Source organism: Bowmanella denitrificans, from assembly GCF_039522935.1.
Lineage (GTDB): Bacteria > Pseudomonadota > Gammaproteobacteria > Enterobacterales > Alteromonadaceae > Bowmanella > Bowmanella denitrificans.
Genome location: NZ_BAAAEI010000006.1, coordinates 459,040 through 485,802, shown reverse-complemented (window position 1 = coordinate 485,802; position 26,763 = coordinate 459,040). Strand labels below are relative to the sequence as shown.

At 50.2% G+C, this 26,763-nt stretch carries 22 protein-coding genes; 13 read left to right on the top strand and 9 right to left on the bottom strand.

What is annotated here, in order from left to right:
- The first annotated feature begins 2 nt into the window (after nucleotides 1-2).
- The 3 genes from edd to ABD028_RS05130 are packed head-to-tail and all read left to right on the top strand — an operon-like array spanning nucleotide 3 to nucleotide 3,450.
- The gene (gene edd, locus ABD028_RS05140; RefSeq protein WP_102797027.1) at nucleotides 3-1,832 is read left to right on the top strand and encodes a phosphogluconate dehydratase; all 1,830 of its coding nucleotides are present in this window, start codon (nucleotides 3-5) and stop codon (nucleotides 1,830-1,832) included.
- The gene (locus ABD028_RS05135) at nucleotides 1,829-2,782 is read left to right on the top strand and encodes a glucokinase (RefSeq protein WP_343842539.1); all 954 of its coding nucleotides are present in this window, start codon (nucleotides 1,829-1,831) and stop codon (nucleotides 2,780-2,782) included. Before edd ends, ABD028_RS05135 begins: the two co-directional genes overlap by 4 nt.
- A 5-nt stretch (nucleotides 2,783-2,787) precedes the next feature.
- On the top strand, nucleotides 2,788-3,450 hold the full coding sequence (locus ABD028_RS05130; RefSeq protein ID WP_102797025.1) for a bifunctional 4-hydroxy-2-oxoglutarate aldolase/2-dehydro-3-deoxy-phosphogluconate aldolase: 663 nt from the start codon (nucleotides 2,788-2,790) through the stop codon (nucleotides 3,448-3,450).
- A gap of 51 nt (nucleotides 3,451-3,501) precedes the next feature.
- Here the strand turns inward: ABD028_RS05130 and ABD028_RS05125 are convergent, their stop codons facing one another.
- Both ABD028_RS05125 and gap read right to left on the bottom strand, forming a co-directional pair.
- Nucleotides 3,502-4,341 (bottom strand): D-hexose-6-phosphate mutarotase, encoded by an 840-nt coding sequence (locus tag ABD028_RS05125; protein ID WP_343842535.1) that lies wholly within the window; start codon nucleotides 4,339-4,341, stop codon nucleotides 3,502-3,504.
- Between the two features lie 106 nt (nucleotides 4,342-4,447).
- The gene (gap, locus tag ABD028_RS05120) at nucleotides 4,448-5,455 is read right to left on the bottom strand and encodes a type I glyceraldehyde-3-phosphate dehydrogenase (RefSeq protein WP_102797023.1); all 1,008 of its coding nucleotides are present in this window, start codon (nucleotides 5,453-5,455) and stop codon (nucleotides 4,448-4,450) included.
- 381 nt (nucleotides 5,456-5,836) lie between these two features.
- Here gap and malQ point away from each other — a divergent pair, with 381 nt between their 5' ends.
- The 4 genes from malQ to gndA all read left to right on the top strand — a co-directional run bounded on the left by malQ (nucleotide 5,837) and on the right by gndA (nucleotide 13,948).
- A complete protein-coding gene (gene malQ, locus ABD028_RS05115; RefSeq protein ID WP_343842533.1) occupies nucleotides 5,837-8,044 on the top strand; it encodes a 4-alpha-glucanotransferase in 2,208 nt (735 codons plus the stop codon).
- A 22-nt stretch (nucleotides 8,045-8,066) separates the two neighbouring features.
- Entirely contained in the window at nucleotides 8,067-10,256 is a 2,190-nt protein-coding gene (gene glgB, locus ABD028_RS05110; protein WP_343842531.1) for a 1,4-alpha-glucan branching protein GlgB, read from the top strand.
- Nucleotides 10,240-12,312: a glycogen debranching protein GlgX gene (gene glgX, locus ABD028_RS05105; protein ID WP_343842528.1), complete on the top strand. Its 2,073-nt coding sequence runs from the start codon at nucleotides 10,240-10,242 to the stop codon at nucleotides 12,310-12,312. Before glgB ends, glgX begins: the two co-directional genes overlap by 17 nt.
- Nucleotides 12,313-12,415: 103 nt before the next feature.
- A complete protein-coding gene (gene gndA, locus ABD028_RS05100) occupies nucleotides 12,416-13,948 on the top strand; it encodes an NADP-dependent phosphogluconate dehydrogenase (protein WP_102797019.1) in 1,533 nt (510 codons plus the stop codon).
- A 91-nt stretch (nucleotides 13,949-14,039) separates the two neighbouring features.
- Here gndA and ABD028_RS05095 read toward each other — a convergent pair whose 3' ends face one another.
- On the bottom strand, nucleotides 14,040-14,837 hold the full coding sequence (locus ABD028_RS05095) for a DUF2989 domain-containing protein (protein ID WP_343842524.1): 798 nt from the start codon (nucleotides 14,835-14,837) through the stop codon (nucleotides 14,040-14,042).
- A gap of 236 nt (nucleotides 14,838-15,073) precedes the next feature.
- Between ABD028_RS05095 and ABD028_RS05090 the strand changes: the two genes are divergently transcribed.
- Nucleotides 15,074-16,534, top strand: coding sequence for a glyceraldehyde-3-phosphate dehydrogenase (locus ABD028_RS05090; protein WP_102797017.1), 1,461 nt, complete (start codon nucleotides 15,074-15,076; stop codon nucleotides 16,532-16,534).
- Nucleotides 16,535-16,961: 427 nt separating this feature from the next.
- Nucleotides 16,962-17,366, top strand: coding sequence for an LIC_13387 family protein (locus ABD028_RS05085; protein ID WP_343842520.1), 405 nt, complete (start codon nucleotides 16,962-16,964; stop codon nucleotides 17,364-17,366).
- Between the two features lie 39 nt (nucleotides 17,367-17,405).
- On the opposite strand, the gene ABD028_RS05080 is transcribed toward ABD028_RS05085, so the two are convergent.
- The 3 genes from ABD028_RS05080 to ABD028_RS05070 form a co-directional block, all read right to left on the bottom strand.
- Nucleotides 17,406-17,855, bottom strand: coding sequence for a GNAT family N-acetyltransferase (locus ABD028_RS05080; RefSeq protein WP_343842517.1), 450 nt, complete (start codon nucleotides 17,853-17,855; stop codon nucleotides 17,406-17,408).
- A gap of 300 nt (nucleotides 17,856-18,155) precedes the next feature.
- The gene (locus ABD028_RS05075) at nucleotides 18,156-19,352 is read right to left on the bottom strand and encodes a retropepsin-like aspartic protease (RefSeq protein ID WP_343842515.1); all 1,197 of its coding nucleotides are present in this window, start codon (nucleotides 19,350-19,352) and stop codon (nucleotides 18,156-18,158) included.
- Between the two features lie 27 nt (nucleotides 19,353-19,379).
- Nucleotides 19,380-19,580 (bottom strand): hypothetical protein, encoded by a 201-nt coding sequence (locus tag ABD028_RS05070; RefSeq protein WP_343842513.1) that lies wholly within the window; start codon nucleotides 19,578-19,580, stop codon nucleotides 19,380-19,382.
- A gap of 171 nt (nucleotides 19,581-19,751) precedes the next feature.
- On the opposite strand from ABD028_RS05070, the gene ABD028_RS05065 reads away from it, so the two are divergent.
- Complete coding sequence (locus ABD028_RS05065) at nucleotides 19,752-20,135, top strand: DUF6746 family protein (protein WP_343842511.1); 384 nt, start codon at nucleotides 19,752-19,754, stop codon at nucleotides 20,133-20,135.
- 60 nt (nucleotides 20,136-20,195) lie between these two features.
- Here the strand turns inward: ABD028_RS05065 and ABD028_RS05060 are convergent, their stop codons facing one another.
- Nucleotides 20,196-20,597 carry a VOC family protein gene (locus ABD028_RS05060; protein WP_343844037.1) on the bottom strand — a complete coding sequence of 134 codons (402 nt, stop codon included), beginning with the start codon at nucleotides 20,595-20,597 and terminating at the stop codon, nucleotides 20,196-20,198.
- A gap of 192 nt (nucleotides 20,598-20,789) precedes the next feature.
- Between ABD028_RS05060 and ABD028_RS05055 the strand changes: the two genes are divergently transcribed.
- On the top strand, nucleotides 20,790-21,692 hold the full coding sequence (locus ABD028_RS05055) for a hypothetical protein (RefSeq protein WP_343842508.1): 903 nt from the start codon (nucleotides 20,790-20,792) through the stop codon (nucleotides 21,690-21,692).
- An 87-nt stretch (nucleotides 21,693-21,779) separates the two neighbouring features.
- On the opposite strand, the gene ABD028_RS05050 is transcribed toward ABD028_RS05055, so the two are convergent.
- Nucleotides 21,780-22,484: a PEP-CTERM sorting domain-containing protein gene (locus ABD028_RS05050; RefSeq protein ID WP_343842506.1), complete on the bottom strand. Its 705-nt coding sequence runs from the start codon at nucleotides 22,482-22,484 to the stop codon at nucleotides 21,780-21,782.
- A gap of 124 nt (nucleotides 22,485-22,608) precedes the next feature.
- Nucleotides 22,609-23,331: a hypothetical protein gene (locus tag ABD028_RS05045; protein ID WP_343842504.1), complete on the bottom strand. Its 723-nt coding sequence runs from the start codon at nucleotides 23,329-23,331 to the stop codon at nucleotides 22,609-22,611.
- A 215-nt stretch (nucleotides 23,332-23,546) separates the two neighbouring features.
- Here ABD028_RS05045 and ABD028_RS05040 point away from each other — a divergent pair, with 215 nt between their 5' ends.
- Nucleotides 23,547-24,671 (top strand): beta-ketoacyl-ACP synthase III, encoded by a 1,125-nt coding sequence (locus ABD028_RS05040; protein WP_343842502.1) that lies wholly within the window; start codon nucleotides 23,547-23,549, stop codon nucleotides 24,669-24,671.
- Between the two features lie 111 nt (nucleotides 24,672-24,782).
- Nucleotides 24,783-26,763 (top strand): sensor histidine kinase (locus ABD028_RS05035; RefSeq protein ID WP_343842500.1); only part of this gene is annotated, 1,981 nt, incomplete at its 3' end.

The following is a 26,763-nucleotide window of genomic DNA, read 5'->3' as shown; positions in this document are numbered from 1 at the left end:
TTATGCATTCCACCATCCAGGAAGTTACCGAGCGCATTATTGAGCGCAGTAAAGCAACACGCGCAGCGTATCTGGCTAAAATTGACAAAGCCAGAGGCCAGGGCCCGCATCGCGGCGTGTTGTCTTGCGGCAATCTGGCACATGGTTTTGCGGCGTGTAACCAGGACGACAAAGCCAGCCTGCGCAGCATGACCAAAGCTAATGTGGCGATTATTTCCTCGTACAACGATATGTTGTCTGCGCACCAGCCCTATGAAAGCTATCCGCAATTAATTAAACAGGCGGTGCATCAGGTGGGCAGTGTGGCCCAGTTTGCTGGCGGTGTACCCGCCATGTGTGACGGGGTGACACAGGGTAACCCTGGTATGGATCTCAGCTTGATGAGCCGCGATGTGATTGCTCAGTCGACGGCCGTAGCCTTGTCACACAATATGTTTGATGCGGCCCTGATGCTGGGGATTTGTGACAAAATTGTACCCGGATTGCTGATTGGCTCTCTGGCGTTTGGCCATTTGCCTACCGTATTTGTACCCGCCGGTCCCATGCCATCTGGTATTCCTAATAAGGAAAAGGCCCGTGTTCGACAGGCGTATGCCGAAGGCAAGGCTACCCGGGAAGAGCTGCTGGAAGCGGAGTCTAAATCTTACCACAGTGCGGGTACTTGCACTTTCTATGGTACGGCCAACAGTAACCAGTTAGTGGTGGAAGTGATGGGCCTGCATTTGCCTGGCTCCTCGTTTGTTAATCCAGGTACCCCACTGCGTGATGCCCTAACCCGCGCCGCCGCTGTACAGGCCACCAGACTGACTGATCTGGGTGACAACTATATGCCTATCGGCCATATCGTTGATGCGAAAAGCATTGTTAATGGTCTGGTCGCTCTGCTGGCAACAGGTGGTTCTACCAACCATACCATGCACTTGGTGGCGGTGGCCCGCGCTGCCGGTTATCTGATTAACTGGGATGACTTTTCAGATATTTCCAACGCAGTACCATTGTTGACCCGCATTTATCCTAACGGTTCGGCTGACATTAACCACTTTGTTGCCGCTGGCGGTATGGCACTGCTGTTCCGAGAGTTGTTGGATGCAGGCCTTCTGCACAACGACGTAAATACCATATGTGGTAAAGGGTTGGAACAATACACCAAAGAGCCGGTGCTGGAAAATGGTGAACTGGTGTGGAAAGACGGCCCTAAAACCTCGTTAGACACCTCGGTGTTTTCTTCGGTTAAAGCGCCCTTTAAACCCGATGGTGGCCTGGCGGTGCTAAACGGCAACCTGGGTCGTGGGGTGATTAAAACCTCGGCTCTGCGTGACGGTAAAACCCATATCAAGGCACCAGCCGTGGTATTTGAAGACCAGTTTGACCTGGACCGGGCGTTCAAGGCCGGAGAGCTGGATCGCGATTGTATTGTGGTGGTGCGCTTCCAGGGCCCTAAAGCCATTGGTATGCCGGAATTGCACCGTTTAACCCCACCACTTGGGGTACTGCAGGACAGAGGTTATCAGGTGGCGTTGGTTACTGACGGACGTATGTCAGGTGCTTCGGGTAAAGTGCCTGCTGCTATTCATGTTACACCGGAAGCTTATGACGGCGGTTTGCTGGCCAAAGTGCAAAACGGCGACATTATTGAGCTGAACGCCGAAAACGGCGAGCTGACATTGTTAGTGGATGAAGACGAACTGGCACGTCGTGAAAACAAGCTGGCTGATATCAATAATCACCTGCAGGGCATGGGGCGTGAGATGTTTGCTGGCATGCGTGCGACCCTGACTGGCGCCGAAGAGGGTGCCTGTTCTTTGTTTGCTACTCAGGTGCAGAATGTATGAAAGCCCAGTTTGTCGCTGATGTAGGCGGTACCAATATTCGTCTGGCCCAGGTGGTGGATGGGGGAATTAGCCAGGTACGCAAGTATCTGTGCAATGACTACCCCAGCATTGGCGATGCCATCCGCGCCTATACCCAGAGTTTTCCGCAGTTGCAGTTTAATGCCGGCTGCATTGCCATTGCTTGTCCGGTGGATAAAGACCTGATCAAGATGACTAACCATCATTGGCAGTTTTCAAAAGCAGCCTTAAAAGACGAGTTAGCCTTGGATTGTCTGGAAGTGATCAATGATTACACCGCAATCTCCATGTCGCTGCCGGTGTTAAGCGCTGAGCAAAAAGTGCAGATTGGCGGCGGGCAGGTGCAAGCTGGTCAGAATATTGCCGTGTTCGGCCCAGGCACAGGTCTGGGGGTAGGGCATCTAACGGCAGTTGATGATGGCTGGCAATGCCTGGACGGAGAGGGCGGCCATGTGGATTTCGCACCTGTTGATGAACTGGATTTGGCCATATGGCGCTTTTTAAACAAAAAGCATGGCCATGCCTCTGCCGAGGAAGTCTTGTCTGGTCGCGGCTTGGTTCAAATCTATCAGGCCCTGGCTGAGCATTTCGACAAACCAGCCCTGCAGACTGAGCCTGCCGATATTACTTGTCTTGCTATACGTGGCGAATGTGAACTCTGCGAGGCAACGCTGCAGCAGTTTTGCCGGGTGATGGGGAGCTTTGGTGGCAACTTGGCCCTGAATCTGGCTACCTTTGGCGGGGTATACATTGCTGGCGGTATCGTACCGCGATTTGTTGAATTTTTGCAGCGCAGCGAATTCCGTCAGCGCTTTGAAGCTAAGGGACGTTTCCAACACTATGTGCAAGCGATCCCGACATTTGTAATTACCGAACCGGATCATGGCCTGATTGGCACAGCCGCGTATTTGACACAGCATTTTAAAGGTTAATCTCGATGACTAAAGATTGGATGATTTCTGCCGAGCAACTCTTCGCTCAAGGACCCGTGGTACCTGTGCTGGTGATTAAAGATGTGGCCCATGCCGTCCCTCTTGCCAAGGCATTGATTGAGGGCGGTATCCGGGTTCTGGAAGTCACACTACGTACGCCTGCCGCACTCGATGTTATTCGCGAGATTGCTGACAAAGTACCTGATGCCATGATAGGTGCTGGCACAGTAACCAATGCGGCGCAGTTACAGCAAGTGGCTGAAGCCGGTGCTAAATTTGCCATCAGTCCGGGCCTGACGACCGAGTTGCTGGAAGCTGGTAACGCATCGAAAATTGCGTTGATACCAGGCATTTCGTCAATTTCAGAGCTGATGAAAGGCCGTGATCTGGGTTATACCCACTTTAAGTTTTTCCCGGCAGAGGCCTCTGGGGGGATCAAAGCGCTAAAATCCATTGGTGGTCCATTCCCTGATGTGACCTTCTGTCCAACCGGTGGTATTGGGGCAAATAACTACCTGGATTATCTGGCATTGCCAAATGTGCGCTGTGTAGGTGGTTCCTGGCTGGCACCTGATGACGTGGTTGCTGAAGGCAACTGGGCGAAAATTACTGAGCTGGCATCACAGGCTGTTAAAGGTGCCGCGGCGGTGGATAGCGCGACTGCCTGAAGGTGTAAAAGCGATTAGAAAAGCCGACGTATGTCGGCTTTTTTGTGGCGTTTAAGCGATAACCTGTTTGAGCGTATGGCTTTGTCCAGGCGCCAGCTCCAGGCCCTGTGTGATTGCGGCTTCAATGCAAAGCATCTGCTGATAGCCGTTGGCTGACATATCTGCCATGTGCGCGGATTTTTCCTGCCAGGGATTCCATACCACCAGGCTGTCATGCCCTTGGTTATGGAGTTGGGTTGCACACTCAGCATCTACAATGCTGATATCCGCGCTCTGGGTTAGATGGATCCGGTCCGTTTCCGCTGCGATGCAGTAGGGGCTTGGCGAGGTGTCCATCAGGGTGTTCTGCACTTTATCCTGATAGGGGCCCTGTAAACCGGTGATTTTTACCTTGCCAATATCGCTGACCCGGAAGTAGCTATGTAAGGCTCCGCCAAAAGTGAAAGCCTGCTGGCCGGTATTGCGGGTAATCAGGCTGACACTAAGTTGATGGCCAATCAGCAGTTCCAGAGTCAGCTCGGCGCTGTGCACAAAGCCGGGGCCGCTGCATTGCTTGGGTTGCAGTTGCAGGCGGGTTTCATCCATATCATCATCCACCCTGATGACCTGCCACATCTGATTACGTACCAAGCCATGAGCGGGTAAATCAGCTTGTGAGGCCTGGCCGAACCAGGGCCAGCATAGCGGAATACCACCACGAATGGGTTTACTACCGTCCATTACGGCTTTGGGGCTTAGCCAAAGCCGTTGCCTGTTGTCACGTTTGGGCATAAAACTCAGCACATGGCCACCAAACAGCGACAACTCCAGACTGGCCACCGGATTATCAACACTGATGATTGGCATTCCCTGATCGGAAGTACGCTGGAATACATGGGTGGATAATTTCATGGCTATTCCCTTTAGCTAAACGGTACAACAACTATGCTGAAGAATGCTCCCGGCTGCGTCAATATAAAAAAACGGCCTGTGCGGCCGTTTTCAGCAAATCTGACTGTTACAGACTAAGCCAGTATTGAGCGTTGTCCAGCATCCGGTTGCTGAAGCCCCACTCATTGTCATACCAGGACATCACTTTTACCAGTTTGCCTTGTACTTTGGTTTGCGTGGCATCAAACACAGAGGAGTAAGGAATATGGTTAAAATCAACAGACACAAGGGGCTGTTCGTTAACATCCAGTACTTCACTCATGGGCGCGCTGGCTGCTGCTTTGGCGATAATCTCATTCACTTCCGCCACTGTGGTCTCACGACCGGCAACAAAGCTTAAATCCACCAACGACACGTTGATAACTGGCACCCGCACTGACATACCGTCGAATTTGCCTTTCAGCTCTGGTACAACCAGGCCCACTGCGGCGGCGGCACCGGTTTTAGATGGGATCATAGACATAGCGGCGGCGCGGGCACGACGGACATCGGTGTGATATACATCACTTAAACGCTGATCATTGGTATAGGCATGAATGGTCGTCATCAGGCCGCTTTCGATACCGAGCGCGTCGTACAACGGCTTGGCAATAGGCGCAAGACAGTTAGTGGTGCAGGATGCATTGGAAATAACTGTCATATCACCGGTCAGTACATCGTGGTTCACGCCATATACCACTGTCGCATCAACGTCAGTGCCTGGCGCGGAGATAATCACTTTGCGTGCACCGGCTTTGATGTGCGCTTCGGCATCGCTTTTTTTAGTGAACAGCCCGGTACATTCAAATACCACGTCAATACCCAGCTCGCCCCAGGGTAAATCCGCTGGGTTGCGCTCGGAATAAATATTGATCTTATCGTCGTTAACGTAAATGGCTTTGTCGTCGTGGCTGACTTTAGCGGCAAAACGGCCATGGGCTGTATCGTACTTGACCAGATGAGCATTGATGGAGGCATCGCCCAGATCATTGATAGCAACAATTTTCAGGTCATAGTGTTTTTCTGACTCGTACAGGGCGCGCAGTACGTTGCGACCTATACGTCCGAATCCATTAATGGCAACTTTGATGGTCATGACATTCCTCGACTTTTTGCACTTGTTGAAAATAAATTACAGAAATTATGGATCAAACTGCGAGCTAAGGCAAAGGCTCATCCCTGATTTGTTGTTTAATTACATAAAATATTTATGCAATCGTATTCTCATAGACTAGTCTGGCTTTCTTAACTAGCTTTTACCGATACCTGCAAGCATTGACTAACCCTTATGCAACAAGCAGGTAAGTACTGGTGTCTGCTGCAATACTGCTTTTTGACAGGGACAATAGGCAACAGTTCAGATAAACAGTTTGGCAATGCAACATCGGGGATGAGCAGTCTTTTAAATTGCAAATGCCTCTGTTAGCTTGGTCATCAACCGGATGGTTTCATCCACTTATATGGCGTTTTCATATCCATGAATCAATCCCTTATCGACAGACTGATAGAAGTCAGGGGCATAGAGTCCAATTACATCGACGCCTGGGGCAAACCAGCACAGATTGACCCGGCCAGTAAAAACAAGTTGCTGAAAGCCATGGGTTACCCGGTTGATGACGAACAAGGTCTGATGGAAAAGCTCGAACAGGAGCATTTGCAGGCCTGGCTGAATCCACTGGATCCTGTGCAGGTAAACCGCCTTGGTGAACCTTTGATTATTGCATTACGTTTGCCGATTGAATTAGTTAATGACCGTTATTCTTTGCGTCTGGTCAGCGAACAGGGGCAGGTGACGGACCAGGCAGTGGTGCCAAGCGAAGGAGAGCTTATCAATGTCAGCCATATTCAGGATGTCGAATTTCAGGAGTATTTACTCGACATCCAGGCTGCGCCAGGCCTTGGATATCACCATTTAAAGTTGGTGGCTGAGGGCGAGGACGAACTGGCGGTCATGAAACTGATTATTGCGCCACAGGCTTGTTACACACCTGCCAGAATTGAGCAGGGCGGGAAAATCTGGGGGTTAAGCGTACAACTGTATTGCCTGCGCAGTGAGCGAAATTGGGGAGTCGGAGACTTTACTGATTTGCGCTTGTTATTGGCCAAAGCTGCCGACAGTGGTGCTCATTTTGTCGGTTTAAATCCTATTCATGCCCTCTATCCTGCCAATCCTGACGCCTGCAGTCCGTATGGCCCTTCTTCCAGGCGCTGGCTGAATTTCATCTATCTGGATGTCAGTGCTATTGAAGGCTTTGACGAACAAGCCATTCAGACGCTTTATCAGGAGGCTAATTTTCAGCATGCACTGCAGCAGGTCAGGGACAATGAGCAGGTGGACTATCAGCAGGTTACCAGACTCAAACTGGCCATATTGAGTCCGCTGTTTGAACAATTTAATCAACGCTATCTTAAAGGCAATACCAGGCAAAACCGCGCATTTAAAGCTTTTGTCGCCCAAGGCGGGGAAAGCCTGCAAATGCTGGCGACCTATGATGCCCTGCAAGAAACGCTTAAAGAGCAGGGCAAAGAATATTGGGGCTGGCCGGTGTTCCCCGCTGCGCTGGCAGAATTCCATCTGCCTGACGTGAAAGCCTTTCAAAAGAAATATGCACAGCGGATAAAATTCTATCAGTTTCTGCAATGGCAGGCGGCGTTACAGCTTGAGCAAGCCCATCAACTTGCCATAGAGAACAATATGGTCATCGGTATTTACCGCGATCTGGCCGTTGGAGTGAGTGAAGGCAGTGCCGAAATTTGGGGCAATAAATCCTTATATGCCATTAACGCCAGTGTGGGGGCGCCGCCAGATGTGCTTGGACCGCTTGGGCAGAACTGGGGCCTGCCGCCCATGGATCCACAAAAACTGTATCAACAGGCTTATCAGCCCATTATCGATTTGTTTAGCGCCAATATGCAGTCCTGTGGGGCGCTTCGAATTGACCATGTAATGGCTTTGTTAAGGCTATGGTGGGTAGCCAGGGGCGATAGCGCCAAGCAAGGTGGTTATGTTTATTATCCGGTGGATGATCTGCTAGGCATTCTGGCTCTGGAAAGTCACCGTCACCAGGTTTTAGTTATAGGGGAGGACCTTGGCACCGTACCCGAAGAGATTCGTGACAAACTGGCCGACAACGGTATTTATTCGTACCGGGTATTTTTCTTCGAACAGGCCGAAGATGGTGGTTTTTATTCGCCGGCCCATTACCCGGTGCAATCTATGTCCACTCTGACCACCCATGATATGCCAACCCTCAAGGGTTACTGGCATTGCCTGGATTTAGAACTGGGACAGCGTTTAGGTTTGTATCCAAGCGACGATATTGTCTCGTCTTTGTACCGCAGTCGATATGACAATAAACAACAGATCCTTAACTCTCTGCATGGTCATGGCAGTATTCCGGACTGGATAGATAGGCACGTGGACCAAGTTGGCATGACCTGGGAATTGAATCAGGGTATGCAAGTACATATGGCGGGTGGCTCCAGCGCACTGTTGAGCCTGCAATTGGAAGATTGGCTGCAAATGGACAAACCTGTTAACGTACCTGGTACCAGCCACGAATACCCCAACTGGCAGCGTAAGCTAAGCGTTAATCTGGAGCAGATCTTTGACGAACCGACATTGCAGTCGCTAAGCCGTCAATTAACCGAGGCAAGGAACCGGGCTACACAAGCCCAGGGTTAACAGAGTGATAAGCAGAGAATCCATGCAGTTAGATGTCCTACAAGCAGCGCGATGTGCAGAGCCTTTTAATTTACTCGGACCGGGGCAGGATCAGTCTGGAGGGTGGATAAGGGCCTGGTTACCTGGGGCCACAGATGTCAGTGTGCTCGAGCTGGCAAGTGGCAAACACCTTGGCCATATGCAGCAGCAAAGTGGTTCGGCGCTATTTGAACTTGTCTTACCTCAGTACCAGCAGGTTCCACTTTATGCGCTGGAGATCACTACGCTGGATGGCAAATTCGAACGTATTGATCCTTACCAGTTCAAAGAACAGGCCTACCATGCGGTACATTTTGTTGATCACGACCCGCAGAATGTTTACCAACAATTGGGGGCGCAACTGCTTGAACTGGATGTTGGCTTAGATAAGACGATTCGTGGCACCCGGTTTGCGGTGTATGCACCTAATGCCTTGGCGGTGTCTGTTATTGGTGATTTTAACTGGTGGAATGATACTGCCCATCCTATGCAGAAAACCAGCCTGGGATACTGGGTCTTGTTTGTACCGGGAATCGCAGCCGGTACCCGCTATAAGTATGCGCTTAAGGACAGACAAGGTAATTCGTTACCACATAAGGCTGACCCTGTTGGTTTTCAGGCTGAGCAGTATCCGTCCCATGCCTCTGTTGTGTATGAGCATGCAAAATACATATGGCAGGATGAGGCCTGGATGAGTCGCCAGGGCTGGGATCCGTACCATCAGCCTATGAGTATTTACGAGGTACACCTTGGCTCCTGGCGACGCAAGTTATCTGGCAATGGCAGTGTGTTTTTAAGTTACCGGGAGCTGGCCAGCGTCCTGCTACCTTACGTTGTTGAAATGGGCTACACCCATCTGGAAATCCTGCCCGTGTCGGAACACCCTTTTGATGGGTCCTGGGGTTATCAGCCGGTGGGATTGTTTGCCCCTACCAGTCGTTTTGGTAACCCGGATGATTTTAAATACTTTGTTGATCAATGCCATCAGCACGGTATTGGTGTCATTATCGACTGGGTGCCGGCCCATTTTCCCGAGGACGGTCACGGCTTAGCCAGATTCGATGGTACGCATGTGTATGAATACGAGGATCCACGTAAGGGCTGGCATCCTGACTGGGACTCGTGCATTTATGATTTTGGTAAAAATGAGGTACGGCAGTTTCTGGTCGCCAGTGCCTTGTATTGGCTCGACAAGTTTCATATTGATGGCCTGCGGGTTGATGCGGTGGCCTCCATGTTGTATCTGGATTATTCCCGTAAGGACGGTGAGTGGATCCCCAATGTGGATGGCGGCAATCATAATTATGAGGCCATCAGCCTGTTACGTTGGATGAACGAAGAAGCCTACCGTCGTTTCCCTTTAGCCATGACCATTGCCGAGGAGTCCACTTCTTTTGCCAAAGTATCCCGGCCCGTGTTCGAAGGGGGCTTGGGGTTTGGCTTTAAGTGGAATATGGGCTGGATGCACGACTCTCTGCACTATATTGCCAAAGATCCGGCATATCGGCGTTATCACCATAATGAACTGACGTTTTCCATGGTGTATGCCTATGACGAAAGCTTCATTTTGCCGATTTCCCATGACGAAGTAGTGCATGGTAAAGGTTCGCTGCTGCGAAAAATGCCGGGCGACGAGTGGCAGCAGGCAGCCAATCTGCGTTGTTACGCGGCCTTTATGTACGGGCATCCCGGCAAAAAACTGAATTTTATGGGCAATGAAATCGGCCAGAGCAGTGAATGGAATCATGACAGCTCGGTACAGTGGCATTTGCTGGATTATGATAAACACCAGGGGATTCAGTTGTTGTATCAATCACTGAACCGATTGTACTGCCAGTATCCCGCGCTGCATCAGTGTGATCATGCCGCAACGGGTTTTGAGTGGGTTGATCATCAGAACAGTGAGCAAAGTATCCTGGCCTTTGTACGCAAAAGTCTGGACAGCCGCCAGAAAATCTATGTGATATGTAATTTTACCCCGGTACCCCATCAGGGATTTCGCATGGGTGTGACAGATGCAGGTCACTACAAGGTGTTATTAAACAGTGATGACGCGCAGTATTGGGGCAGTGGATACTCGGACAAGGTGGCCTATATCAGCGAGCAACAAACCTGGCATGGCAAACCCCATTCTGTGCAAATTGATTTACCGCCTCTGGCAACACTCTACTTGATCTATGAGCAAATCGACTGAGATCTCTTCACAACTGGTAAGCTGCGGGCTGCCCAAACCTTTGGGCGCTGTGCCTACCGCAAGTGGCTGTAATTTTGCCGTACACGCGCCAAATGCCGAGCGTGTGGTACTTTGCCTGTTTCATGCTGATACCGAAGAGCCACTGCTGGAAATTGACCTGCCGGCTAAAACCGGCAAGATTTGGCATGGGCATATTGAAGGGATACAAGCCGGACAACTGTATGGCTACCGTGTGCATGGCCCCTCCAGGGGCGACACCGGGCATTGCTTTACCCCCGAAAAACTCTTGATTGACCCCTATGCGCGTCGCCTCAATCGTCCGCTGGTATGGAATGCCCGGCAGTATCAGGATGACAGCCAGTTTATGATCCCCAAGGCCATTGTCTGTGACCCACTGCCGCCGTTAACTACCGACGAAAAGCCGGATTACGGCGATGCCGAAACCATTCTGTATGAGGTACATGTAAAAGGTCTGACGCAGCAACATCCGCAGGTGCCTAAGGCGAAACAGGGCAAGTTTCTGGGGGTGTGCGAACCCGTCATACTGGAACACCTTAATGCACTGGGCGTCACTGCCATCCAGTTGATGCCGGTCATGGCTTTTATGCCTGAGCCTTTTATCACCAATAAGGGCCTGACCAACTACTGGGGCTATAACAGCATTAATTATTTTTGCCCGGACCCGCGTTACGCTATTGATGATCCTGTGCAAGAGTTTCGCACTATGGTGCATGAGCTGCACTGTGCCGGCATCGAAGTGATTTTGGATGTAGTATTTAACCACACCGCAGAAGGGGGCCTGGATGGCCCTATCTTGTCGTTTAAGGGCTTTGATAACCAGGCGTTTTATCTGTTTGAACACAACGAATTTGGCATTCCTGATTACCGGCGCTATCTGAATAATTCCGGCTGTGGCAATTCGGTCAATACTGCCCACCCCTTTGTCATGAAACTGGTAATGGATGCCCTGCGTTACTGGGTGCAGGTGATGGGGGTGGACGGCTTTCGTTTTGATCTTGCTGCCAGTTTGGGACGGGATCCTTACGAATTCAGTGGTCAGTCAGGATTTTTCCGCGCCTTACGTCAGGACCCGGTTTTGTCAAATGTGAAGCTGATTGCCGAGCCCTGGGATTTAGGTATTGGTGGTTATCGTCTGGGCCAGTTTCCGTCCCATTGGCATGAATGCAATGACAAATACCGGGATCAGGTACGGGCGTTCTGGCGGGGTGATAAGGGCCTGACCAGCGATTTTGCCACCCGCTTGCTTGGCTCAAGGGACATTTTTCACAAAGACACCAGAGCGATTACCAGTTCGGTCAATATGCTCACCTACCATGACGGTTTTACCTTACAGGATCTGGTCAGCTACGCAGAAAGGCACAATGACGCCAATCTGGAAAATAATCGCGATGGGCACGGCCATAACCTGTCTGCCAATTATGGCGTGGAAGGGCCCAGTCGTGACAAGCAGATTGTGGCCCTGCGTGAACGACAAAAGCGCAATTTATTTGCCACTCTGATGCTGTCGCAGGGCATTCCACATATGTTGGGGGGCGATGAGCTAAGCCGCACTCAACAGGGCAACAACAATGCCTATTGCCAGGATAACGATATCAGTTGGTTTAACTGGGACCTGACCAGGCGTAAACAGGATTTTCTGGCCTTTTGTAAACATATGATAGCGGTACGGAAAAACAGTGAATTGCTAAGTTATCTGAATTTGCACGATGACAATTACAGCTTGCAGTTCAATGTGGCTAAAGTGGGCTGGTACCGACCAGACGGTGCCCGTAAGGTGGAAGATGACTGGCATGACGCCAATAATCAGGCATTTGCCGTTGAGCTTAAAGGTGAAGGAGCTCAGGCGGAACACTGGCTGATTCTATTTAATGCCAGTGATCATGACATTACCTTTCAACTGCCGGGTTGCAAGGCCTGCTGGCGACTGCTGGTGGACACACGTTATGACCATCCGGCACAGATGCCACCATTTAGTATGCTGGACCGCTTTGAGCTGGCGTATAAAAGTCTTTGTGTTTTATATGAGTGGCAATGACTATTCTTGCGGTGTGAAAGTTACAAGCTGAGCAGGACTGTGTATAATCGCCGCCAATTTTTCCGGGGCGCCAGCGCCCACCACTGACAACGGGACATGACACATGCAGCAAGACACCGCACTTTGCGACATTGGTTTTATCGGTTTGGGGGTGATGGGGAAAAACCTGACCCTGAATCTGGCCGACAATGACTACCGTATTGCCTGTTTCGACCTTGATCAGACCAAGATAGACGCCATTATCGCGCAAGACGAGAAGGAGCGTAATGGGCAAAGTCCCAGGGTCGTGGGCTGTCATTCATATACCGAGCTGCTGGCCAAGTTAAAAAAGCCCTGTCTGATTGTTTTATCTGTTCCGGCCGGTGAACCCGTAGACCATGTTTGTCACCATTTAATCGACGCAGGTATTGGCGCCGATGATATTGTGGTGGATACCGGAAACAGTCTGTGGACAGACTCGGTCGAGCGGGAAAAGCACTATAAAGGCAAGTTTATTTTCTTTTCCACCGCCGTCTCCGGTGGCGAAGTCGGCGCCAGATTTGGGCCGTCATTGATGCCATCGGGCGATCCTTATGCCTGGACCAGAATCAAGCCGGTTTGGGAAGCCATTGCGGCTAAAGTCGATCCAGCGTCCGGCAAGCCCATTGAATCCCATATCCCCGGTCAGCCGGTCAAGCAAGGTGAACCGTGCGCGGCCTATATTGGGCCGGTAGGGGCCGGTCATTATGTGAAAATGGTGCATAACGGCATCGAATATGCCGATATGCAGCTTATCTGCGAAGCCTATCAGATTATGCGTGATGGACTGGGCATGCAGGCGGCAGAAATTGCCGATACCTTCCGCCAATGGAATGCCGGTTTGCTGAACAGCTATCTGATTGAAATCAGCGCCGAAGTACTGGACAAAGTCGACGAAGAAACCGGCCAGCCGCTGGTAGACATGATCCTTGACAAAGCCGGGCAAAAGGGCACGGGCTTATGGACAGCAGTCAGTGCTTTGCAAGTAGGCAGTCCGGCACAAACTATTACTCAGGCGGTGTTTGCCCGCAGTATCTCCAGCCTTAAAGGTGAGCGCACTAAAGCGGCAGAAGTGCTCAAAGGTCCTGCCCCTGTAACACTCAGTGCAGAGCAAAAGCAACGTGCTGTGCAAAACCTGCATGATGCGCTGTATTGTTCAAAGATTTGTGCCTATGCACAGGGCTTTCAGCTGATGGCGATGGCCAGCAAAGAGCAGAACTGGAAGCTGGATTTTGCCCAGATTGCCAAAATTTGGCGGGCCGGTTGCATTATTCGTGCAGTTTTCCTGCAATCTATTACCCAGGCCTACGAGCAGAACGACAATCTGGCCAATTTGTTGTTGGATCCGTTTTTTGCCAGCCAGATCCAGTCTTTCCAGGGCAATTGGCGTCAGGCTGTGGCAGACGCGACACTGATGGGGATCCCCTGTGCAGCCATGTCATCAGCATTAAACTACTACGATTCTTACCGGTGCGCGGTGTTACCAGCAAACCTGTTACAAGGGCAGCGTGATTACTTTGGTGCTCATACCTTTGAACGGGTAGATAAGCCGCAAGGTAAAAAATTCCATGTTGAATGGAGCATGCAAGGGCAACCTCAGGTGGCGATTAAGCGCTAATTTGGTAAAAAGTAGCAAAAAGCCAGCATCCGCTGGCTTTTTTTATGATTTTTTTCTGAAAGTGGCTTTCAGAAATCTGCGATTTTTGCCGTTAAAGTGGCGCGACAAAGCGACCCTCTTCAATCATATCCACATAGGAATCGGCTTTTTCCCGAATCGGTTTGAGCTGTCTGGACTGCTTTTGTAACAGGGCTTCAAGACTGGTTAGGTCCAGGTCTTCAACGCCAAATTCGCGACCGGCATACCCCCACAAATATGCCCAGTCCAGTTGTTCTTCTTTCATAAACAGACTGGTGAGGCTGCGAAAAATTTCCGGGTCCACCTCATCGCCTTCTTTGTACAATTCCAGGGCATGGTAGAGCAACTGTATGGTTTTGGGACGATCAAACTTTATGTAATAGGTGGCCAGGGCAACCTGCATTTCGGGGTACTGCAGTTGGTTGGTTTTTTCGTATTCGAGGAAGTGTTTTAGCGCTTCATCGTTATGAAACCTCGACCAGTGGTAGTAAAGCAGGTGAGGGGACATAGAGTCGCGGGTCTCTCTTGCCAAACGTTTTAACTCGCGTTCAGCGGTCAGTAGTCCTTTAACCCGCTCGGTTTTCTTTTCTTTGAGCTTGATGTGCTCGATTTGCGAGGCCTTCGCAATACACTTTTTGTAACGCTCAAAGTCCAGCAGCAAGTCGTAGTTTAACTTATCCGTTGGGCTGTGGCTTTGTTCAAAACGGTGTTTGATGATGTTGGCTTTTTCCGCCCGGCACCAACCGTCAGGATTTAAGTCGCTGCACATCTGCGGATGCTGGGCACAGATATCCTTTACGTTTATCTGATTGAACCTATCACAACCGGTCAATGCCAAGACGATCAGCAGCAAGGGCGTAAATCTGCCCATATTCACTCCAGCAAAATGAAGAAAGTTTACCGATAATTTCCCAATAAATCAGCCGTTTTGCTTAAAGCTGAAACTTTAGCACAATTTGGCGACAGTCCTGTGTTTCTTTAAAATAGCGGCCGTTTTTGACATTGCCAAGTCGCAGGCCACCCAAGCCAATGGAATATTGAGCCGGAATACAAGAAGCCCTTGTCAAACACAACCCTACAACCCATTTAGTTGCAAAGGTCGAGTGCATGAATCACCAACATGAAGAAGCGTTACTCAATAGCTGGCAGGAACGGCAGGAATTCGCCGAGAAAATGCAGCCCTTACTGGGCAAACTGCATCGCGATAGCGCTGTTGAGATAACCCTGTATGGTCGCCCGCTGCTTGGCGCCAACAGCATTGATATCATAAAAGCCCATCGCAGCGTGCGTTTGCACACTGGTGAAAAGCTGCGTCTGCGTGAAAGCTGGCCACTGCTGGACGTTATGAGCCGGATGAAGCTGGCGCCAGCACAGATTGATTTAGGTAAACTGGCGTATAACTACCACTATGGTGATGCCGCTAAAGGCCGTGACGTGGAAACTTACCTGCGTGATGAGCTGGCTGACATACTCGACCGCGATGATGATCATGCTCCGCAGGATGTGGTGCTGTATGGTTTTGGCCGTATTGGTCGCTTGCTGGCCCGCCTGTTAATCGAGCGTCATGGCAAAAACAATAAACTACGCCTGCGTGCCATTGTTGTGCGCGGTGGCAAAGAGGGCGATCTGGAAAAACGTGCCAGTCTGTTACGCCGTGATTCCGTGCATGGGCCATTTAACGGCAGTATCACCATCGACCACGAGCGTAATGCGCTGAAAGCCAACGGTGCCTATATTCAGGTCATTTACGCCAACAGCCCGGCCGAAGTAGATTATCAGCAGTACGGTATTAACAATGCCATTGTTATTGATAACACCGGTATGTGGCGTGATCGTGATGGTTTGTCTCAGCATCTGCAGTCCAAAGGGGCGAAAAAAGTGCTGCTGACGGCCCCAGGCAAAGGCGATATCAAAAATATTGTACATGGCGTAAACCATGCTGATATTGAAGCGACCGATTATATTTTGTCAGCGGCAAGCTGTACCACCAATGCTATTACCCCAGTGCTGAAAGCCCTGGATGAGCATTACGGCATTGAAAATGGTCATGTGGAAACCGTGCATTCCTATACCAATGACCAGAACCTGATCGATAACTTCCACAAGGCCGAACGCCGAGGTCGTGCTGCGCCACTGAATATGGTGATTACCGAAACCGGTGCGGCCAAAGCGGTTGCCAAGGCCTACCCTAAACTGGCAGGTAAACTCACGGGCAACGCCATTCGGGTACCCACGCCTAATGTTTCGCTGGCTATCTTGAATCTGAATCTGGGTAAGGGGACAGATCGGGACGAAATCAACGAGTTTCTGCGCAAAACGGCGCTGTTCTCCGATTTACAGCACCAGATTGACTACACCGCATCCACGGAGCTGGTGTCCAGCGATTTGGTCGGCTCGCGTTTTGCCTCTGTAGTGGACTCCCAAGCCACTATCGTTGCTGGCGACAGAGCGACCTTGTACGTATGGTACGACAATGAATTTGGCTACAGTTGCCAGGTTATGCGTGTAGTGCAGGATATGGCCGGCCAGCCCGTACCGACTTTCCCTGCCAGTAAAAAGGTGGGCTAACTGCGTTTTTGCTGCCCGCAGCTGCGATAACAAAAGGGTAAGTCCAGTGTGACTTGCCCTTTTTTGTTTGCAGATTCATTTTGATAACATTGTTTGGGAAATCAGTTTAGCACGTGGCGGTGTTACCGAGAATTTAAGGGGGCTGAGTTGACCCATTGTGCTGATGGTCGTGCTTATTTTTGAGACAACCAATAAGGAAAGCAAGCAGCGTGATTTCACATAAAACACTCGGTAGCAATGATATCCAGAAAGCTGAATCCTTCTATACTGCGATTCTGGCGTGTTGCGGTGCCAGTCTGATATATAAGTCTGAAATCGTCATTTTCTATGAGTTTTTGGACTCTCCAACAAAACTATCTATTACCAAACCCCTTAATGGTCTGGCTGCCAGTGTCAGGTAAATGTGTCGTATAAGGAAGCAAAACCAATGACTGTCGTTTTTATGTTGGCCAGCGCCAGCATCATGTTTTTACTAGGAGCCGTGCATTTGGCTTACACCTTTTGGGGGCCCAAACTGACTCCTCGTGACGATGAGTTGAAACACGCCATGGCCAGGGTTTCGCCGGTTATTACGCAGGAAACCACGATGTGGAATGCCTGGCTGGGTTTCAATGCAAGTCATAGCCTGGGCGCCATGCTATTTGGTCTGGTGTTTGGCTATCTTTCGTTAAAGGGGCAACCCCTGTTGTTTCAGGCCGATTTTTTGCCCAGTGTTGGCCTGATTATGTTGTGTGGCTATGTTGTACTGGGCAAGCTGTATTGGTTCAGGATCCCTTCTACCGGTATTTTGTTAGCTCTGCTGTGTTTTATCGCCAGTATGTTGATCCGATAGCGGAAAAAGTGCTGTTGACTTCCTGATTGCAAATATGGCTTAAAGGGGCGCTCGCAACATCACTAAATCCAGGCAACGAATACCATTTTCATAAATAGGTTGCGGATAGGTCGAAAAGAAATCCTTTCTGATGCACTCCATACGAAATCCACATTTCTGGTAAAGGGCAAGCTGAGACAGACTGGAGTTACCTGTACCTACATGCAAGCTGCTATAGCCAAGTTGGCTGGCTGCTTGCTTTACCGTCACAATTAACTGCTTGGCCAAACCCTGACCACGGTGATGCTGGCAAACGGCAATATTTTTAAGTTCAGCCCTATCCTCGCTGGTTTGTAAAACGGCGATACCGACAGGTTCAGCCTGCTGAGATGCGACAAATACCCGGGCGTCTTTCAGATAGGCATCAACGGCCTTGCTGTCAGGATCGGCTTCCAGCAGCAGTTTCATCAGCGTGCCAGTAATGGGATAAGAGTAAGGTTTAATCTGCATTTTTTTGTCGCAACCGATAATCAGGGATGAAGTGACGGGGCATTACGCAGCAGGCGTAAGCCTTTAACTAATATAAGCATTGTTTCTCTGGCTGAAGGTTTGGAAAAGGGCGGCCAACTGCTTTCCGCCGCCAGAAGGACTGTGGTCTTAGCATGGCCAAAGGGTGTGTTTAATAGCAGCCATGCCAACAGAATCACGCGCATAAAGTCCAGCTGTGAGTATCTTTAATCAGTCCAGACATAATAGCCTGAACTGCAGGACAAGACTTTGATTTATCTCAGACTTTGACTTCGAGAGTTATCACCGTGCTGCTTTTTGTAACTTTATCTCTTGCCGCTCCAGAGTCAATGTCAGTTGTTGACTCTCTGACAGTAACTGCTGGGTTTGACGCAGGTTGTCACAACTGCCATTTAATGCCATGCCATCTATAGCGCTAACCTTTTGCCCTACTTTCAAGCCGGCTTTAGCCGCAGGCGAGTCCTGCCAGACCAGCGAAATAGAAGGTTGAGACGCATAGGATTGAGTGTTCTGCGATAGCGATTCAAAGCTCAACGCAAAGCCGTATCCCTCTTTGCTATAGGGACCTTGCTGATACGCCTTGAAATAGGCGGCTTGGCTTTTACTGTCCAGGGTAATAATAAAATGCCTGAGCAGCGCCGAGCCCAGTAAACTGGGCGCGTGTTCCCGCACGGGGGCCTGCAGGTTGTCGAGCACAAGTTCACCCAATTGCAAGGTTTTTACGCTGGCAAGACGCTGTGCATCAACTGCTGCTTGCCCGCCTAATGAGCTGCCCAAAGAACCATGGCCTGCCGTCACTTTGACTATGGCCTGATTGCGATTGGCCCCGTCGAAGTCCTGAGGGGAAAGGGTCAGGTATTCTGCCGAGCCGGTATCAAACATGGCTTTGCTGCTGGCATGTTTGGCAAACTGTATGTCCAGAATAGGCATATGCGGGTAACCAATGTTGTGCAGAGTTAGCTTCTGTGCCTTGTTAAGATGATTCAGGGTTTGAGGCTGACTGTGACAGCGTAGGGCCTTGCCTGGTGTATCGATTTGCCACAGGCAAAGTGGCAGCAATTCGGAGCCCAATACGCCGTCAAACAAGCACTTTGCCGTATGGGGGAAGTCGGCGACATACACTGGCACTTTATTAAACGTTAGGTCCGCCAGTGTCAGGTCTGCCTGCATGATCTGGGTCTGCACCACAGTGCCGTGTGCATCTTTGCCCTGCCGTGTATCGACTACTGGCAGATTTAATTGCTCAGCCAGCTCACGACTGAGCATGGAAGGAGAGCCAGTATCAAAAACAAAACGTTTATACTGGCCGCCAATCTTTACGTTGACATAGAGCTTACCGGCAACCTCATCCAATGGCACTGAGATGGCAAAATTGTCACTGTCTACATAAGGGCCTTGTGCCAGCCACGCCGGTGGTGACGGATTGGCTAACGCTGATGCAGATAGGATAGAACTGATCAATAACAGTATGTTGCGCATAGGGCCGATTCCCTGGCAGTGTGGACGTTAAGGCTTTTCTATCGCTTCCTGGCGTTCTTGTTCGTATTGCTGGTAACTTTTGTCCATGCCCTCCATACATTTTTCATAGTCTGGCTGTGGCACCTTCAAGCAGGCATGGCGTTTATTAGTTTGCAGGTTTTCATAGACCGCTCTGTTACTGCAACTCGCCAGGGTCAGCAGTGCGAAAATGACTAGCAGGTATTTCATTTATCCCCCGATTGTGTATAAGCCCCGAAATCTATCCTAGGCAGTTGCTGAATAGATTGCAGGTTAAATATTGTGGGCTTTTGTTACAGCTTGTAAGTCTTACAAATAAACTTGCAAATGAAAATGGTTATCAATAACATTGTTGACTTTAAACTATAAAAAGGATTACCCATGCAATACAGAAGGTTAGCCGCTGGAATGGCGATGTTAATGTGTTCCACACTGGCAAGTGCAGAGACAAGACCTGATCATTATCACGGTCAAAGTGCCGAAAGCCTGGAACAGGCGCTGCAAAATCTTGATCTTTACAATGCCAAATTACAACAAGTGGTCAACAAAGCTGAGCTGACTATCGAGGATATGGTGTTGGTACATGAACTGACATACAGCCTGGAAAATGCACTGCAGCGTCTGGATCTGGAACTTGGCAACTTGGCTGAAACGCTGGAAGAAGTGCACGTTGGCTCAGAGCAGGCTAAAACGGAGTTGGTCAGAGCCAAAGCCAGGGCATATTTGCAGCACTCTGCCAGATTGTTGCCAAAAAAGGCCGATTAAACAGAAGGACAGCCTTGCCATCCACCTTATCTGGTGGATGGCAAGTTTCGCTCAAGCTCGTTAACTCTGTGGCGGTATGGCCGCAGGATCCATCCATACAGCCTCCCACACATGGCCATCGAGGTCAGCCAGTGCGCGACTGTACATAAAGCCCAGTTCTTGTTTGGGATTGATATCGGCTGTACCGCCCTTTATTGCTGCAACATGGTTCATACTATCCACGGCGTCCTGGCTGTCACAGGACAGTGCCAGCATCACCTCACTTGAATCTTTGGATGGGATTGGCCTGGAGGTAAAATGCCGCCACTTATCATGTGTTAGCAGCATCACGTGAATAGATTCACTCCAGACCATGCAGGCTGCTGTTTCGTCAGTGAAATGCGGGTTATTGTCAAAGCCCAGCGCCTGATAAAAGGCCATGGATGCGTTAAGGTCGGAAACCGGCAGATTAACAAAGATCATTTTTGACACGAGACTCTCCATACATAAGGTTATTCAGACAACCAAAATGGCTGTTCTGCAAGCTAGTCGTTACAGGTATGTCGGATTCGACAGGAGCAAGAAATTTTTTGTGTGCGGCCTGAGGTGGTTTGGCTATACATGTCGGTGGTTTTTCAGCTAAGGTCATTGAATTGAAAGCGGTTGGAATTTGTGTTGCGTGGAATACTGACCCTGGTGTTACTGGCCTGCACTGGCGTAACCTCTGTGCTGGCCGAACCAAATGCCCCACTTAACTGGTACAAGCTGGACTTCCCACCCTATACCATTGTTAATGGTCCCTTTAAAGGGCAGGGGTTGGGTGACGATATTCAACAGTTTATACAAGCGCGACTGTCTGGCTACCAGCACAAGTCTTTACTGGTCAATGCCGCACGTTTATATGCCGATCTGGAACAGGGCAAAGCCGTATGTACGGTAAATTCTGATTATGATGCACAGACTGACAGCCGTAACAGCATCAGTTTACCCACCAATATTTACTTCTCTTATAGTCTGGTCAGTGCCAGGCTGAGTAACCAAGTGGCACCGACAACCTTATCACTAGGCCAATTGTTAAGTGACCAACCCGGTGCATTGTTGCTTGCTGCCGGACGCCCTTATCAGCAGCTTGACAGAATATTGGCCAACTTTCAGCCTGGTGTGCACTACCAAACCCGGGCCGGGCAGTCCTTAAGTGAAGGCATATTGCATATGTTGGATAAAGGCCGGGCTGGCTACACCATTGAGCTTTGTTCCACGGTGCGTTATCTACAGCAAAATGGGCAATTTGAGCACGGCTTTGATTGTGCGCAAATTGAAGAACTGCCGTTTGCTATTGGTCGGGCTGCCGTTACCTGTGCAGATAATGCCTGGGGGCACAAAGTGATTGCCCAGATCAACAGCATATTGCTGGCGTCGCGCGACAGTCAGCCCTACCGGGCAATGATGCAGCGCTGGTATGTGCCAAAAGACCCCCAGCGTCGCAGCCGCTACTGGCAATACTATCAAGACTTTTTACTGGATGTGACTACCAACGATTATATGCCGCTCAGGCCACCGATTGAATCTGAACATTGAACATGCTTCACGCTACCTGTTTGTCTGGATAGACGGATGTTCTCAACCGGTCCGGAGATTTCGTTCCGGACCGATAGCAAATCAGATTCAAGGTTTCTGTTTGTTTAGGCGAATGCGAGCTAAGCCCAACAGCCCCAGCCCGGCCAGCAATAAGGCGATTGGCGTGGGTTCAGGTACGGCCTGGCTGCGCGGTTCACCGAAGTCGCCTTCAATGCTGATACCGCTGATGCTGCCGGCAAATAGTTGGAATTTGAATCCCAATTGTGGCAGTGGTGCATTCAGTTCACTCAGATAAACGCTAGTACGGGAGGCGATATCCACTACCGCCATACCGTCGCCCAATAAGGTTGGATGGTACGTGGAATTGCCTACATGAAAGCCGTAAGGGTTTTCCCCATATTGGTGTTTAAAGCCGAATTCCATATCCTCAGTGCCAAAAATTCTTAGCCTGTAGTTATTCATCTGCTCCATTACGTCACCCAATATATAGAATTCAGTGGGAGTTGATGCATCACTCGATTGAATACCGGTATCGAATAACGGGTCACTGAGATTGCTTTGATATAAAGACGACAGACCGCCACTTAAGTGCAGACCCAATTCATAAACAGAGCCATTCTCTGCCGTCAGACCATAGCGACTTTGGTTAAAGGTAACGGCATTCCATATCTCAGTCGCACGGGTGGCTTCCTGGCCATGGGCGGTAAAATCAATATTAATAATGGCGGCGTGGGCAGCATTGGTAAGCAGTAAAGCACTCAGCCATCCTGCTTTATATAAGCGTTTAATCATCTTTGTCTCCTGAATGTGTGGTGTTAAGTAAAATGCAGCTAATGAAAAACGCCGACAAAGTAGCAACCCTTTCAACAGAAGGCTGACATACAACGGGCAATTTTTGTCAAGCGTGACTTACAAGTTAGCTCTCAGAGTATTTTGCTTTTCGCCTGGTTTTTGCTGTTGAAGCCATGGCCAGCAATGACAAAGCAAGCAGAGACCAGGTGGTAGGTTCATCAATCTGACCGGTGACCATGGTACTGACTCTGAAATTGTCCAGTGCCGTAGTCGGGCGGCTATTGATATTCAGATTCACAAACTCGAAATAGCGGATATCGTTTTGTGCCCGTTGTATACCCAGAAATTCCCCGCCTGAGGGCATCAACGCATCAATACGGTAACTCTCCAGCAGGTTGGCATTTTGATCCAGAGCCCGAATTTCGAAAGCATTCACTTCGTCCCGTGCAGTAGTGATAAAATCCGCACCAACAAAGCTATGAAGGCCGCTAAGGGTAAAACGAGTTGCCTGGCTTTCGGGTCTTCGCATGGACTCATGACGAAACAAATAGCCCCCACGCTCAGGATCACTCCCATACCAGGTACCATTATTGCCAAAACCCATATTAGGCATACCGATACCAATAGTGCCTGTGCCTTTGGCACCTGTAGATGTTGGCATCAGGGCGATGTTCAACCAGTTGTTAAACTGCAGGCCCTCGTCTCTGATGGTTATGCTTGTATTTGGTGCTAAATCGAAGCTTTCTATTAAGCTATTGCCCTGCACCTGGGTGCTGGAATGAATAAGCGCTGCTTGAGTCAGGCTGCTAAAACTCAATAACAGGCATGTGCCGATCACTTTCCTCATCTGTCTCTCCTTTTGATTACTTCGACGGCAATATAAAACCTGTCTGCTGCTGTCTTCTTCTAGCTGACGGGCAAATCTTGTTGATTAACGCGCATATTGAGATGAGCGCTGATTCGCGCGTTGTAAAACACAGCACGCGCGATTGAAGGCATATATCGTGCGAGCTCTGAGATAGCCTGACCCTCTTGATTTGAGCTGTGAAATGCAGGGACAAGATGTATAAACACGTAACACTGCTAGGGTGGGGAAAGGCACTGCCCGCCAGTCGTCTGAGCAATGATGATTTGAGCCAGTTTCTGGATACCAATGATGAATGGATCTTTGCCCGGACCGGCATTAAAGAGCGCCGAATATCGGCGTTTCCGGTGTCTGAAATGGCTGCACTGGCTGCCAGCAATGCTCTAGCTTGCGCAGGTCTTGGGATTCATGAAGTGGATCTGTTGATACTTTGCACCACCACTCCGGATACTCTGGTTCCCAGTGCCGCCAGCCGTACGTTGGCCAAACTGGGGGGCGCGAATATCGCGTGCTTTGATCTTAATGCGGCGTGCGGCGGGTTCTTATATGCCATGCATCTGGCGGCCAGTCTGATTGAAAGTGGTGCACATAGAAGGATTCTGTTGGTGGGGGCAGAGCGATTAAGCTGGTTCCAGAATTGGTCGCAGCGTTCTACATCGATACTTTTTGGTGATGGTGCTGGGGCGCTGTTACTGTGTCGCGATGAACAAGCAGGGGGGGCGATTTGTACCCATATTGGCGGAGACTGTCGCGGTAACGAGGCCATTAAGGTGACAGACTATGGGGCAGGGCATAACCGTTATCTGAAAACCTCACCTTCTCTTAACTTTCTGTTTGATGGTAAAGATGTGTTCAAGCAAGCCGTAAGTTCAATGCTGCTTAGCGCTCGTCAGGTGATGGCGCAAGCCTGTGTGGATGAAACACAACTGGATCTCTATATTGGTCATCAGGCAAATGCGCGAATTTTACAAGTCGTGGCAGACAAGCTAGGACTGGATGACGACAAAGTATTCAGCAACATCCGCCATTATGGCAACACCTCTGCGGCCAGTATCCCTATTGCTGTTTGTGAAGCAATTCAGCAGCAGCGGGTTAGGGCTGGGCAGCGCCTGCTGCTAACGGCTTTTGGTGCGGGTTATACCTTTGCAGCCGCCTACCTGAAATTACCCGAACGTTTACATGCAGTTGTGTCACCGCTATCGGAACAAATCCCGCAGATGCAATCGGGCTTAGAGCTGATTTGGCAGGCTGTCGAGCGTGACCAACGGCACGCCTGGTCCAGGCAACCGACGGTGCAGATGAATAAAGCCGTGTCAAACTAACCAGAGCGATAACTGATAAACAATGCGCGTTTGATGCAAAACTTAACGACACCGATCAGCTGCATTTAGTAGTATTCTGAACGGCTGTTTAGTTTGGGATTGTGCCGCAAAATGATTTGCAAACCTGCTTTGCCTGTTGCACTGCTTTTTATTATTCTGTTGTCAGGTTGCTATTCCTGTTTTGCCGCTCCTTCAACTGATAAACATGCACCTGGCTACGCGCTTGCCTCGCTGGGTGTCGATTCTGTGCAGCTCAGCCTGTTGGATATATTGGACAAGCCGCAGCAATATGCCTTTGCCGAACTTAAGTCCCATACTTCGTCGGGACGAAAGTTCGCCGCAACCTGGCTCAGATTTAAGCTGGCTGACACTGACTTTCAGGATCCTGTGGTTGTACAGTTTTATTACCCTGGCCTTTATCAGCTTTATTTCCAGGACAATCAGGGGGCCTGGCACACCAAGTCATTTGGCCGCGATATACCCGCCTGGCAATGGGATTATGCCGAGCTGCGCTCAGCTGCCTCCCTTGATCAGAATCTGGATGTCAGCCGCCCGTTTTACATCAAGATCTATCAACAAGGTATTCAACCCATTGGCCATCGGTTGTTACCTTTATGGCAGTTGCAACGTGTTAACCAGCTTGAAAACTATTTCTGGGGCGCGGTACTGGGGCTGATGCTGTTGGCCACACTGATTGGTTTGTTGATCTTTGCCCTGGGGCGTGAGCCTGCCTATCTGTATTTTGCCGGCATTTGCCTGAGCTCTTTGGTCTGGAGTGTAATGTACCTGCAACTGGCTCATCTTATCGACAGTCGGCTGTATGCGCAGTCAACCCTGGATTTTGTATTCAACACGGTGATTGCTTCACTGGGCTTTTGTATCGTTCAGTTTATGCGTCACTTTGTGCAGTTCAGACGCTTCTCACTGCGCTTTGACCGCATCTTTGGCTGGGCTGCCAAGGGCTATGTGGCGAGCTATATGCTGGTCATCTTTATGACCTATATGGCCCCCGGGCAGATATGGCCAATGCACATTTTTTCCCTGTTTATATTTATTTCCGGGGTAATGGCGATACTGGGGCTATTACTAGGACTGAAACGAAGAGATCGTACCGCTGCCATTATGGCGCTGGCCTGGATCCCGGGTAGCAGCGTGGCAACTGTCTCGGTCCCCACCTACTATGGGATCCTGCCTGGCACCTGGTTGACAGAAAATGTCGTAACGCTGGGGTTGGCGCTGGCAATTGTAATGTTTTCTGTGGCGATAGCCGATCAGGTGTTGCAATTGCGCCAGCAGCGCAACACGTTGTTAAAAAAGCGCAACGAAGAGCTGCAATTGCAAGTGGACAAGCAAACTGCACATCTGCGGCAAAAAAGTGACGAAATTGCGCATCAGCATCAGGTGCTGGCCACGACCCTCAGCTACAAAGAAGATCTGCTGGCCAACATAGCCCATGAACTAAAAACCCCGCTGACCCTGATGTTGGGGGTAATGCGTGGCAGCTACGGTGAAGGGGAACGACAGCAGAAACTGCACCGTCTGATTTACCGCATCAGTCATTTGCTGGACAGCATGCTGGATTTATCGCAAGCCCGGGAGATGGACAAGCGCGATAATGCTGCCCATTGTTACCGGGCCCATGAATTTGTGGAGTTCTACCTGACCACCTACCGGGGTTTTGTGGCACAGGGCCGCCTGAGTCTGGAGGACAATCCCCCGGCGGTGGTGTACTGCGCACCGGACACCCTGGATAAGGTCATTACCAACCTGGTAAATAACGCGATTAAGTATTCGCCGCCTGGCAGCGCCATCAGTATCCGGGCCTGGCTGGATGCCGAGCACTGGCAACTGGATGTGCAAAATGGCGGCGAAGGCATAGCCGAAGAGCAGCTACACAGCGTGTTTGAGCGCTACGTGCAGATAGGTGAAGGCAAGCAGTCCTATGGCCTGGGGCTGGGATTGCCGCTGGTGAAACAACTGGTTGAGGCGGCAGGTGGGGGTATCCAGATATGGTCACAACCGGGTGAATATACCCGGGTCAGTGTGCGTTTGCCGCTGGCCGCGGCCCATCAGCAGGCTCAGGAGCCGAGCC

Bases quoted from the DNA above. Each gene is read 5' to 3' on its own strand.
- gndA (WP_102797019.1), top strand. From the start codon at position 12,416: ATGCAGCAAGACACCGCACTTTGCGACATTGGTTTTATCGGTTTGGGG.
- ABD028_RS05065 (WP_343842511.1), top strand. From the start codon at position 19,752: ATGCAATACAGAAGGTTAGCCGCTGGAATGGCGATGTTAATGTGTTCC.
- glgX (WP_343842528.1), top strand. From the start codon at position 10,240: ATGAGCAAATCGACTGAGATCTCTTCACAACTGGTAAGCTGCGGGCTG.
- ABD028_RS05060 (WP_343844037.1), bottom strand. From the start codon at position 20,597: ATGATCTTTGTTAATCTGCCGGTTTCCGACCTTAACGCATCCATGGCC.
- edd (WP_102797027.1), top strand. From the start codon at position 3: ATGCATTCCACCATCCAGGAAGTTACCGAGCGCATTATTGAGCGCAGT.
- ABD028_RS05090 (WP_102797017.1), top strand. From the start codon at position 15,074: ATGAATCACCAACATGAAGAAGCGTTACTCAATAGCTGGCAGGAACGG.
- glgB (WP_343842531.1), top strand. From the start codon at position 8,067: ATGCAGTTAGATGTCCTACAAGCAGCGCGATGTGCAGAGCCTTTTAAT.
- ABD028_RS05050 (WP_343842506.1), bottom strand. From the start codon at position 22,484: ATGATTAAACGCTTATATAAAGCAGGATGGCTGAGTGCTTTACTGCTT.
- ABD028_RS05040 (WP_343842502.1), top strand. From the start codon at position 23,547: ATGTATAAACACGTAACACTGCTAGGGTGGGGAAAGGCACTGCCCGCC.
- gap (WP_102797023.1), bottom strand. From the start codon at position 5,455: ATGACCATCAAAGTTGCCATTAATGGATTCGGACGTATAGGTCGCAAC.
- ABD028_RS05085 (WP_343842520.1), top strand. From the start codon at position 16,962: ATGACTGTCGTTTTTATGTTGGCCAGCGCCAGCATCATGTTTTTACTA.
- ABD028_RS05095 (WP_343842524.1), bottom strand. From the start codon at position 14,837: ATGGGCAGATTTACGCCCTTGCTGCTGATCGTCTTGGCATTGACCGGT.
- ABD028_RS05070 (WP_343842513.1), bottom strand. From the start codon at position 19,580: ATGAAATACCTGCTAGTCATTTTCGCACTGCTGACCCTGGCGAGTTGC.
- ABD028_RS05075 (WP_343842515.1), bottom strand. From the start codon at position 19,352: ATGCGCAACATACTGTTATTGATCAGTTCTATCCTATCTGCATCAGCG.
- ABD028_RS05125 (WP_343842535.1), bottom strand. From the start codon at position 4,341: ATGAAATTATCCACCCATGTATTCCAGCGTACTTCCGATCAGGGAATG.
- ABD028_RS05130 (WP_102797025.1), top strand. From the start codon at position 2,788: ATGACTAAAGATTGGATGATTTCTGCCGAGCAACTCTTCGCTCAAGGA.
- ABD028_RS05080 (WP_343842517.1), bottom strand. From the start codon at position 17,855: ATGCAGATTAAACCTTACTCTTATCCCATTACTGGCACGCTGATGAAA.
- ABD028_RS05045 (WP_343842504.1), bottom strand. From the start codon at position 23,331: ATGAGGAAAGTGATCGGCACATGCCTGTTATTGAGTTTTAGCAGCCTG.
- malQ (WP_343842533.1), top strand. From the start codon at position 5,837: ATGAATCAATCCCTTATCGACAGACTGATAGAAGTCAGGGGCATAGAG.
- ABD028_RS05135 (WP_343842539.1), top strand. From the start codon at position 1,829: ATGAAAGCCCAGTTTGTCGCTGATGTAGGCGGTACCAATATTCGTCTG.